10 protein-coding genes and 1 pseudogene are annotated in these 10,418 nt (G+C 47.1%); 9 read left to right on the top strand and 2 right to left on the bottom strand.

Annotation, left to right across the window (positions count from 1 at the left end; translation table 11 throughout):
• Positions 1–252: 252 nt before the first annotated feature.
• Positions 253–1,914 (top strand): calcium-binding protein, encoded by a 1,662-nt coding sequence (locus tag QUA16_RS11295; RefSeq protein ID WP_333108856.1) that lies wholly within the window; start codon positions 253–255, stop codon positions 1,912–1,914.
• A 67-nt stretch (positions 1,915–1,981) separates the two neighbouring features.
• Here the strand turns inward: QUA16_RS11295 and QUA16_RS11290 are convergent, their stop codons facing one another.
• Entirely contained in the window at positions 1,982–2,344 is a 363-nt protein-coding gene (locus QUA16_RS11290) for a hypothetical protein (protein ID WP_333108855.1), read from the bottom strand.
• A gap of 401 nt (positions 2,345–2,745) precedes the next feature.
• On the opposite strand from QUA16_RS11290, the gene QUA16_RS11285 reads away from it, so the two are divergent.
• Both QUA16_RS11285 and QUA16_RS11280 read left to right on the top strand, forming a co-directional pair.
• The gene (locus tag QUA16_RS11285) at positions 2,746–3,588 is read left to right on the top strand and encodes a photosystem II manganese-stabilizing polypeptide (protein WP_333108854.1); all 843 of its coding nucleotides are present in this window, start codon (positions 2,746–2,748) and stop codon (positions 3,586–3,588) included.
• A gap of 462 nt (positions 3,589–4,050) precedes the next feature.
• A complete protein-coding gene (locus QUA16_RS11280; RefSeq protein ID WP_333108853.1) occupies positions 4,051–4,824 on the top strand; it encodes an RNA polymerase sigma factor SigF in 774 nt (257 codons plus the stop codon).
• A gap of 155 nt (positions 4,825–4,979) precedes the next feature.
• Here QUA16_RS11280 and QUA16_RS11275 read toward each other — a convergent pair whose 3' ends face one another.
• Entirely contained in the window at positions 4,980–6,146 is a 1,167-nt protein-coding gene (locus QUA16_RS11275; RefSeq protein WP_333108850.1) for a pyridoxal phosphate-dependent aminotransferase, read from the bottom strand.
• 237 nt (positions 6,147–6,383) lie between these two features.
• Between QUA16_RS11275 and QUA16_RS11270 the strand changes: the two genes are divergently transcribed.
• The 6 genes and pseudogenes from QUA16_RS11270 to QUA16_RS11245 all read left to right on the top strand — a co-directional run.
• Positions 6,384–6,896 (top strand): adenine phosphoribosyltransferase, encoded by a 513-nt coding sequence (locus QUA16_RS11270; RefSeq protein WP_333108848.1) that lies wholly within the window; start codon positions 6,384–6,386, stop codon positions 6,894–6,896.
• A gap of 260 nt (positions 6,897–7,156) precedes the next feature.
• Positions 7,157–8,197 (top strand): ABC transporter permease, encoded by a 1,041-nt coding sequence (locus QUA16_RS11265; protein WP_333181136.1) that lies wholly within the window; start codon positions 7,157–7,159, stop codon positions 8,195–8,197.
• 45 nt (positions 8,198–8,242) lie between these two features.
• On the top strand, positions 8,243–8,677 hold the full coding sequence (locus QUA16_RS11260; RefSeq protein ID WP_333108845.1) for a hypothetical protein: 435 nt from the start codon (positions 8,243–8,245) through the stop codon (positions 8,675–8,677).
• A 7-nt stretch (positions 8,678–8,684) separates the two neighbouring features.
• Positions 8,685–9,257 (top strand): hypothetical protein, encoded by a 573-nt coding sequence (locus QUA16_RS11255; protein WP_333108843.1) that lies wholly within the window; start codon positions 8,685–8,687, stop codon positions 9,255–9,257.
• Between the two features lie 141 nt (positions 9,258–9,398).
• A pseudogene (locus tag QUA16_RS11250) lies at positions 9,399–9,500 on the top strand (ABC transporter ATP-binding protein); the annotation flags it as partial.
• 62 nt (positions 9,501–9,562) lie between these two features.
• The coding region (locus tag QUA16_RS11245; protein WP_333181135.1) for a leucine-rich repeat domain-containing protein at positions 9,563–10,418 on the top strand (856 nt) is incomplete at its 3' end.

The following is a 10,418-nucleotide window of genomic DNA, read 5'->3' as shown; positions in this document are numbered from 1 at the left end:
GACTAATGACTAATGACTAATGACTAATGACTAATGACTAATGACTAATGACTAATGACTAATGACTAATGACTAATCGGGCATTATACCAGCCCCGATCGCAACTGCGGACACGGGCCAAACTTCCAGCGCCCCTGCGCCAGATTGCCAAAATCTCAATTATGCTAACCTAGGCAAGCAGCAATCCCTTGTCACGAAGGCGATTAACCTAATTTCAAACAATTTATTTTATTGAGGACCGGTGTATCCCGTATGGCAAACCTGATCGGCACAGACAGCAACGACTTTATTCTAGGGACTCCGCTGGGCGATCGAATTCGCGGCTTAGATGGCGATGACACGCCTCTGGGTGGGGGAGGAGATGACACCCTAGAGGGCGACGGTGGCAACGACCAGCTTCTTGGAGGTGACGGAGCAGATTCGCTGATTGGCGGTGAAGGAAATGACGAACTTATTGGCAACCAAGGCCGCGATTCTGCTTCCGGCGGCAACGGCGACGACTCGATTCGTGGCGGTTTGGGCAACGACATCCTCGACGGCAACGACGGGATAGACAGCGTGTTGGGAGATGCAGGGGACGACTTAGTTAGTGGGAACGCAGGCTTTGATGTGATTGCCGGCGGTACTGGCAACGACACCCTCACAGGGAATGACGGGGACGATTCCGTGTTCGGGAATGCTGATGATGACTTTCTCTACGGGAATTTTGGGAACGATTCTCTCAACGGCGGTAGTGGCAGGGATCAACTGTTGGGCGGTGATGGCAACGATTACTTGAGTGCCAGCGACGGCGACGACACTTTGTACGGCAATGCCGCCAACGATTCGCTCTTGGGAGACGCTGGTAATGACCAGATATTCGGCGGCAAGGCTGACGATACAGTTTTTGGCGGCATCGGTTCCGATACGCTTCGCGGCGATGAAGCCGACGACTCGGTACTGGGAGATGAAGGCAATGACTTCCTGTTTGGCGGCAAAGGTAATGATGGTATCGACGGCGGTTTTGGCGATGACTCCTTGGCTGGAGGTATCGGCGACGATACTATTTTGGGAGGTTTCGGCAATGACAATTTATTTGGGGCAGAGGGTAATGATTCTTTAATCGGAGGCGAGGGTTCGGATACTCTGACTGGCGGCAGTGGCAGCGATGTCTTTGGATTGGGAGCCGGGCCGGGCAGTCTGGCTTTAATTACTGATTACAATGACACAGAGGATTTCTTTGGACTGCCGAGCAATTTATCTTTCGCTCAACTGCAAGTTCGGCAAGGTAACGGTGCAAATGTCAGGGATACAGTAATTACGACGCTCGACGGCAAGCTTTTAGCAATTTTGATCGATACTCCGGCGGCGCTGATCGAGGCCAATGATTTTATCGCTGTGACTGGGACGGCTACTCCCAGACCAACTAGGACTACAGTTACAACCACAGTTACAACCACAACTACAGATATAACTGGGGCTGCAACTGCGGCTGCAACTGATGCTCCAACTCTAACTCCGACTCCGACTCCAACTCCGCCTCCGACTCCAACTCCGCCTCCGACTCCAACTCCAACTCCGACTCCAACTCCAACTCCAACTCCGACTCCAACTCCGACTCCAACTCCAACTCCAACTCCGACTCCAACTCCAACTCCCACAGCAGCACCGACGCCGACTCCCACAGCAGCACCGACTCCGACTCCCACAGCAGCACCGACGCCGACTCCCACAGCAGCACCGACTCCGACTCCGACGCCGACTGCTTCGAGAATTCCGATTCCGCCGACAGTTAGCGTGCCTGATTCGCCTCTGCTATCAATTAGTTCGATCCCCCCGATGCCCGGACTATGGCCAATGCCACCGGGTCAGACGCCGATATTCCCGACGGTGCCGAACGAGAGACCCTTACCTCCTACACCTTACGGGTTCTAGGTGCGATCGCGCCGGTCAGTGATGAGTTATGAGTTAATGTAAAACTCACTAAACTCATCACTCATAACTATTTAACGTCTTGGGGAGTTTCGGCCGAGTCTTGTGGCGACTCGGCTGGAGAATCTTCTAGAGGAGATAATTGTTGGCTGTACCCCAAGAGCGATCGAAGTTTCATGCGGTGGATGTAAGGCCAGCCGCCATTGGCTTCAATATTCCTGAGCAGTTTGTAAAGTGCTTGGCGGTTGTCGGGAAAAGACGCTTGAAACAAACCGTCCCGAATTTCCCGGTGCGAAGCTTCCAGGCTCCGCAGCAGGGCCAAAAGCAGCAGACTGTCTCCCTGACAACTTTCGGCTAAAGTCCGAATCGCCTCTGTCAGCGAGTGCATTTGAGACTGCAACTTTTCTGACTCTAAATCTTTGCCGTTGTCCATACTGCTGCTTCCTTTGAAATCTACAAGGCCTTTGTCCCCAGCCTTTTGGTCAACCGACTAATCGAGCTAGTCGCGATCGCCATTCGGGGTCATAAGCAAAGTAACTTAAGTAGGTTGACTTAAGCAATATTAATTTGCAGTCCAAGTCAGGAAAAGAGCACAACCCGTCGTACCATGTGTATTGGGCTGCGATCCGAACATGATTGAGAAATCATAAGTTCATGCTTATTTTCACGGCGCACTAGCTTGATTTTCTGAGTCAATGCCGGTCTCGGTGAAGCGAGCGATCTGGATCTAAATGCTGCCCTAAGCGCTGGCCTAGCCTGCCGGCGGGCAATTATATTTTGCTCGAAGTAGGGCTTTTTCTTAATATAATCCGATGTTGGATATTGAGGTTTGCAATGAAATATCGTGCTTTAATTGTTGCACTTTTAGCATTTTGCATGAGTGCGCTGGTTGCTTGTTCTTCTGCTTCTGACACGACGGTGGCGACTACTGAGTTGCTCACCTACGACGAGATTAGAGGTACTGGCTTGGCTAATAACTGCCCTAGCTTGGCAGAAACTTCTCGGGGATCGATCCCCATCGAAGCGGGCGCCACCTATAAACTTACTGGTTTGTGTTTGCAGCCCACAACTTATTTTGTGAAGGAAGAACCAGCAAACAAACGCCAAGAAGCGGAATTTGTGCCTGGTAAATTGCTGACCCGGTTCACGTCGAGCATTGACCAAGTTCAAGGTACGCTCAAGGTCGGTACAGACGGAACTCTGACTTTCAAAGAAGAAGACGGCTTGGATTTTCAAGCTATTACGATTCAGTTACCGGGCGGAGAGCAAGTACCTTTCTTGTTTACCATTAAACAGCTAGTGGCAAGTTCCGAACCGGGAGTGGTTGCTATCAATACTTCCACCGATTTGAGAGGGGAGTTTAACGTTCCTTCTTACCGCAGCGCAGGCTTTTTAGACCCTAAAGCTCGCGGGGTATCGACTGGCTACGACAATGCTGTAGCGCTTCCGGCTAGTGACAATTCCAAACGGGTGCGGGCTAATGTTAAGGTTGCTGACACTCGCACTAAGGCCGGCAAAATTTCTCTCCAAGTTGCTAAAGTCAACAGCGCCACTGGCGAAGTGGGCGGGATTTTTGAGAGCACGCAGCCTTCTGATACTGATTTGGGAGCTAGACCGGCTCTGGACGTGAAAATTCGGGGTTTGTTTTACGCTCGCATTGAGCCTTCTGTATCGTAAAATTGGCTTTCTGGATCGATCGAACTTGAGCAGTTTCTGGCAGTAAAGCTCCTGCTCGCCCTTCATTAGCCAACAGTCTTGAGCAATATAACTTAGGACTGTTGACTAATGACTAAATGTATGATTGAATTGTGGTCATTCGCAAGTTATGAAGTTGGGATTTTTTATTAATTAAAGTATTGTATTCACAGGGTTTTCAGCTTATAATATATTTTTCAAAAAAGCTGCTTAAATTGGGTATTCGGTCGAAGGCCTTCTACCTGGTAAAAGTCTGCCTGATGCCGAAAAACTTCGGAGAATCCCGCTAAATCCGTTCAGGTACCGAAAACTCAACTGGTGTGTCCGCTATCACACCGATTAAGTGCTAGGATTACACTACCTAAAAGTGAATTTTTTTAGACTAGATTAGAAGCTAGATCTAAAGCAACCTCAGTCCTCTGCTCTACCAACCCTTATGTCACCATGTCTACCACAGTGCCGAACGAGCTAAAAAGCGAAAATTTGCAATTGTTGCGCGAGTACCAACTTTCGGGATCGAATGAAATCCGCAATCAGTTAGTTAAACTGAATATTGGACTGGTCAGAAAAGAAGTTTACCACTGGATCAACCAGTGCGGTGAAAGCTACGACGATTTGCTGCAAGTCGGATGTATTGGGTTGATCAGGGCGATCGAGCGGTTTGAGATCGCCAAGGGACACGCTTTTAGTTCCTTTGCAATTCCCTACATACGGGGCGAAATTCAACACTACTTGCGCGACAAAAGCCCTTCTGTGCGATTTCCCCGCCACTGGCAGTCCGTGGAACGCAAATCTGTAGCCGCGATTAAGGATTTGCAGGTGCAGTTAAACCGCAAACCTACGGATGCTGAAGTAGCAGCAGCCCTTGAGGTTTCTGTACAAGAATGGCAAGAAATTAAGTTGGCCCATCTCAACAGATCGCCTCTGAGTTTGGACGCGCCGATGCAAGATGAAGATGAGGGGGCGACTTGTCTGGGAGAATTGGTGCCCGATAGCAAGTATCGGAGTTTTCAGTTGGCGCAAGAGGATCAAATCCGCGTACAGCAAGCTTTGGCTATGTTGGAACAACGGACTCGCGAGATATTGGAGTTTGTTTTTCTCTACGATTTGACCCAGAAGGAAACCGCTGAACGCTTGGGTATCAGTGCGGTGACTGTTTCTCGGCGAGTTAAGAAGGGGCTGGATTTGCTCAAAGAGATTATGACTAAACAGCTTTAGTTATTAGTCAGTTGTTGGTTGTCAGTTGTCAGTTGTTGGTTGTCAGTTGTTGGTTGTCAGTTGTTGGTTGTCAGTTGTGAACAGTTAACAGTTAACAGTCAACCGTTAACAGTGAACCGTTAACAGTCAACAGTCAACAGTCAACAGACTAATTTTTAGATACTGCGGACAAATTTATCGAGCCTTTCTACGGCTTTTTTAATTGTGCCTAAATCGGTGGCGTAAGACAAGCGAATGTGGTCGTCTGCACCAAAAGCAATCCCCGGAATAACTGCTACCTGCTGCTGTTCTAAGAAAGCGTCGCAAAATTCCAAAGAATTCATGCCAGTCTTGCTAATGTTGACAAACATATAGAAAGCACCGTCGGGTTTAATACAGCTAATTCCAGGGATAGCATCGAGTAATTCAAATATTACCTGACGCCTTTCGGCAAAAGCTAGACGCATTGTTTCGACAGATTCTTGGCTGCTTTCCAAAGCTGCGATCGCGCCGTACTGTGCAAAGGTACACACGTTTGAGGTACTGTGACCTTGAATGGTGTTCGTGGCTTTGATTAATTCGATCGGCCCGGCCAAATAACCGACTCGCCAGCCTGTCATCGAGTAAGCTTTAGCAAAACCGCTGCTGATCAGGGTGCGATCGAATATTTCTTTGCCTAGGGAACCGATGCTGACGTGTTGGGCGCCGTCATATATAATTTTTTCGTAAATCTCGTCAGCAACGACTAAAATATCTCGATCGACTATCACCTCGGCCAGTGCTTTGATTTCCGCCGGAGTATACACCATTCCCGTCGGGTTAGAAGGCGAATTCAGTACAAATAACTTGGTTTTGGGAGTAATCGCTTTACTCAGTTGTTCCGGTGTAATTTTATATCCTGTAGAAGCATCAGTCCGTACAATTACTGGCTTGCCGCTAGCGAGTTTCACCATTTCTGGGTAGCTTAGCCAGTAGGGAGCCGGAATAATTACTTCCTCTCCAGGCTCGATCAGAGCCATCATCAGATTGTAGAGGGAATGTTTGCCGCCGTTGGTGACAATGATATTTTCCGGTTGATAGTTGAGATTATTGTCATCGCGGAGTTTGCGGGCGATCGCAGCTTTCAACTGCGGTTCCCCAGCCACAGGGCCATACTTAGTCTTCCCCGCGTCTAAAGCTTGTTTTGCCGCTGCTTTAATGTGTTCGGGAGTATCAAAGTCGGGTTCTCCCGTGCTCAAACTACAGACATCAATCCCTTCGGCCTTCATGGCTTTAGCCTTAGCGGCGATCGCCAAGGTTATAGAAGGAGAAACCTCACCCACTCGTGCTGCCAATTTAATCATTGGATTTTAGATATTAGATTTTTGACTTTAGATCATAGGGCGACAAATCGTGATATTCAACCCTGTTGTTAGGGAATTATGACATTTGTTTACATAGTACGTAAAGGATTAAGCAATTAAAGAATAAAAATTAAAAAAGCTCTTAGTTTTAATTTTTATTTTTTAATTTTTCAATTTTGACGTTATCATTGTAGCATTTTTGATGCCACGTTACCCTCAACGCCGATCTGCAAGCTTATGGATCTCAAATCTCTGATTCGCGACATTCCTGATTTCCCGAAGCCGGGAATTCTGTTTCGAGACATTACAACTTTGCTGCGCGACCCGCAAGGGCTCACCTACACCATTGACAGCTTAGCGGAAAAATGCTCTGCAATGTCTGTTGACTATGTGGTGGGCATGGAATCGCGGGGCTTCATCTTTGGCGCGCCGTTGGCTTATAAAATGGGAATAGGCTTTATTCCTGTCCGCAAACCAGGGAAACTGCCAGGTGCGGTTCATTTTGCTGAGTATGAGTTGGAGTACGGTGTCGATCGACTAGAGATGCACCGAGATGCGATGACATCCGGCAGCCGGGTGCTGATTGTGGACGATTTAATCGCCACTGGCGGAACCGCAGCAGCGACGGCTAAATTGTTAGAGCAAGCTGGCTGCGAGCTTGTCGGTTTTGCTTTTATCATTGAATTGCAGGGCTTGGGCGGCAGGCAGAAATTGCCCGATGTGCCGATCGTCACGCTAGTTGAATATTAGTTAGTTAAGTGTTGGCAGTTGACAGTTGACAGTTGACAGTTGACTGCTGAAAGTTGACTGTTGACGGTTGACAGTTGACTGCTGAGTAAAAACTACTGACAAATAATAGCCTTGACCTTTGCATCGGAATTATTAATCTCTCTCTTCTCTTTCTCTGCGATCTCTGCGTTCTCTGTGGTTAAATCATTCCGATGCAACCAGAATTAATATCATTCACAATTCTTCAAATCTAAAATCTAAAATCTAAAATCTAAAATCCTATGACTTCTATTAAATTGAATCGAAATTGGCGAATGTTGAGTTCTCTGTTTAGCAGCGAGACATTTACTTATGTTTTCAAGCGACTGTTGCAGGCACTTTTAACGCTATTTTTGGCATCGATGCTTTGTTTTGCAATTATTGAGCTAGCACCGGGAAATTACTTGGATACATTGAGCCAAAATCCGAAGATTTCGCCGGAAACGCTCAAGCAACTCGAACAGCAGTTCGGCTTAGATAAACCAGCTATTGTGCAGTATTGGCTGTGGCTGCAACAAATTGTGACGCGGGGGAATTTTGGCACGAGTTTTGTGTATCAGCGATCCGTAGCTTCGCTGCTGTGGGAACGGGTACCGGCGACGCTATTAATGGCGATCGCATCTTTGATTGTAACTTGGGCGATCGCCATTCCTTTGGGAATAGTCGCCGCCGTCAATCAAAACCGCACAGTCGATCGAGTTCTGCAAGTAGTCAGCTACACCGGACAAGGATTTCCGAGCTTTATCACAGCGTTGCTGCTGCTATTTTTTGCTCAGAATACTTCGCCTCTGTTTCCCGTCGGAGGAATGACAAGCATTGACCATGCAGACTTACCTTGGTGGGGTCAAATCCTCGATTACGGCTGGCACTTAATTTTGCCAACAGTCGCCCTCAGCGTTACTGGTTTTGCTGGTTTGCAAAGATTGATGCGGGGACAATTGTTGGACGTGCTGCGTCAAGATTACATCCGCACAGCACGCGCGAAAGGTTTGCCGGACGATCGAGTAATTTACATTCATGCTTTGCGGAATGCAGTTAATCCGTTGATTACGCTATTGGGTTTTGAGTTTGCTAGTTTGTTGAGCGGTGCGTTTATTGCGGAATTTTTCTTTAATTGGCCGGGTTTGGGAAAGCTGACTTTGGAGGCGGTGAACAATCAAGATTTGTATTTAGTAATGGCTAGTTTGATGATGGGTGCTGCGATGTTGATTGTGGGGAATTTGTTGGCGGATTTGCTGCTGAAAGCTGTCGATCCTCGGATTAAGCTGGAAGATTTGAAGTGATAGAATCATATTTGACTGTAAATTTGATTCTCGTTAAATTCTGTTGTGACACAATCATTTTCAAATAATGTTCCTAGCCCTCGCTTTTCCAATCAGTCCCCCGCGACGCTAAATGATGAAATTCGATCGGCAGATGAGTTAGGTATCAGACCCATTAAAGTGGGAGAAGCAGGATTTGACGATATAATTAATGAAGGTACTGTCAAATGGGCAGTGACAACCAACCTAGAACTCCTTATAATTCCGAAATTTTTAGATGTTAACAATGAAATTTACCATACGGTTATAACTCGCGGTCAGCCTGTTTTGGCGGCGGGAGAAGCCGAGATAGTCGGCACCAACGGTTTGTATATTTTGCTAACAATCAGCAATCATAGCGGGCATTTTAGACCCAATTCAGAGAGCTTAGAACTAGGAATTGCAGCCTTTAGGCAGCAAGGAGTTGATACAAATAATGCTGATATCGAATATGTGGAGTAGATAAATTATGACTCAATCTCCTACGACAATATCCCTCGATCGCATTCTCGAACAAAATGCCGAATCTGTACTGATTTGGGCGAACAACATATTTTCAGGTCAAACCACCGAACCACAAGGGTTTAACTGGCTATTATTAGCCGATGTTGCCTCGGCTAAGGCTCGAAAAGGTGAAAATGGTTCCGGTTTGTGCGATCGCAAATGGGCAGAAGTCGCGATCGCAATTTACGATCGCAAGGCCGGTGATGCCGATCGGAAAAAACCAGGTAGTGGTGAGTCTTTTACGATTTCCTCAATGATGTTGCGGGCTGCGATGATAGAAAAACAGGAAGTAATTTCCGATCGTGCTGTTCTCGATGTTAACTTAATTTTAGAATGGTTTTGGGATAACATCAAAGAGTCGCAGGAAGATGTCGAAAAAAAGGCTGCTAATTGGCAAACGCTACCTATTGCAGAAATTCGCGAGTTAAGAAAACTTAAAAATCGATTGAAAGTTATTGCAGCACTTTCTGATAGTGATAAATATGTTTTAGATGAAAAACTCAACACTTGGCTTTTACTACGCGATAAACTACCCTAAAAGTGCGATCGCACCATCACCCAACAACTTCTCATTGCACCAGCCATAATACGCTCGGAGAATTATGCAAAAGGGAGGAAATAACTATAGTCATGTTCATGCCACAGATGCACCGATAAAAATTCTCTCACCCCTCAAAACATGGCACAACAACTAGCAATAGAAACTCGCGGGAGCGCGAAACAATTCGATCGCCATATAGCAGTCAATGACATCGATTTGCAAGTAGCAGCAGGCGAAGTCAACAGTTAACGGTATTCCCATTCCCCATTCCCGATGCCCCATTCCCCATCTTGGAGTGTTTTATGTCAGAAAAACCATCAAACGAGCCAATGAGTTTTAGTCGCTTTGCGGACTGGTGCAGGCATATTGACAGGCTTTCAGAAGAGGCAAGGCACACAGTTAAAGTGTTGTTAGAAAAGGCTGGCACTGATGACGCACAAGCAGCGGAGCAGATACTTTCAAGCATGACATCCCTGTCTCTCGGCAGCAATCAAAATACCGACCTCAGCTCCCTCGGCTCGCTCACCAATCTGACCACACTGTCTCTCGACTGCTATGAAATTACCGACTTCAGCTTCCTCGGCTCGCTCACCAATCTGACAACACTGTCTCTCAGGGGCAATCAAAATACCGACTTCAGCTTCTTCGGCTCGCTCACCAATCTGACCACACTGTCTCTCGACTGCTATGAAATTACCGACATCAGCTTCCTGGGCTCGCTCAACAATCTGACCACACTGTCTCTCAGGGGCAAGCGAATTACCGACTTCAGCTCCCTCGGCTCGCTCACCAATCTGACCACACTGTCTCTCAGCAACAATCAAATTACCGACATCAGCATCCTCGGCTCGCTCACTAATCTGACAACACTCAATCTCAGCAACAATCAAATTACCGACATCAGCATCCTCGGCTCGCTCACCAATCTGACAACACTCAATCTCAGCAACAATCAAATTACCGACATCAGCATCCTCGGCTCGCTCACCAATCTGACAACACTGGATCTCTGGCGCAATCAAATTACCGACATCAGCATCCTCGGCTCGCTCACCAATCTGACAACATTGTATCTCATCAACAATCAAATTACCGACATCAGCATCCTCGGCTCGCTCACCAATCTGACAACACTGTATCTAGACAACCATCAGATTA

Source organism: Microcoleus sp. S13_C3, from assembly GCF_036700905.1.
Taxonomy (GTDB): Bacteria; Cyanobacteriota; Cyanobacteriia; order Cyanobacteriales; family Microcoleaceae; genus Microcoleus.
Note: the sequence above shows the minus strand (reverse complement) of the source record. Positions and strands in the feature narration are given on the sequence as shown.